Origin of the sequence: Methylobacterium sp. WL116 (assembly GCF_008039455.1) — a bacterium.
Lineage (GTDB): Bacteria > Pseudomonadota > Alphaproteobacteria > Rhizobiales > Beijerinckiaceae > Methylobacterium.
This window is the reverse complement of record NZ_VRUV01001149.1, coordinates 1-459: the sequence shown is the minus strand read 5'-3', so window position 1 is coordinate 459 and position 459 is coordinate 1. Positions and strand designations below refer to the sequence as shown.

The 459-nt window shown below is 75.6% G+C and carries 1 protein-coding gene; it reads left to right on the top strand.

Features of this window, described 5'->3' with window-relative positions:
• The coding region (locus FV223_RS29835; protein WP_147730147.1) for an oligopeptide/dipeptide ABC transporter ATP-binding protein at positions 1 to 459 on the top strand (459 nt) is incomplete at both ends.

Below are 459 nucleotides of genomic sequence, written 5' to 3'. Positions count from 1 at the left end.
CTCGCGCGCCCGGGCGCGGGCGCGCGAGGCCCTGGTCAAGGTCGGGATCCCGGCACCCGACGCGCGCCTGCGCGCCTATCCGCACCAGCTCTCGGGCGGGATGCGCCAGCGCATCGCCATCGCCATCGCGCTGCTGCACGCGCCGGCCCTGCTCATCGCCGACGAGCCGACGACGGCCCTCGACGTGACGATCCAGGCGCAGATCCTGGCCGAGGCGCAGGCGCTCTGCGCCGAGATGGGCACCGCCCTGATCTGGATCACCCACGACCTCGCGGTGGTGGCCGGGCTCGGCGACAGGCTCTGCGTGATGTATGCCGGCCGCATCGTCGAGGCCGGGCCGGTGGCCGACGTCATCGAGGCGCCGCTGCATCCCTACAGCGCCGGGCTGATCGCCTCCGCCCCGAGCCGCAACGCCCGCGGCGTGCCGCTGGCGCAGATCCCCGGCATGGCGCCCGCGCT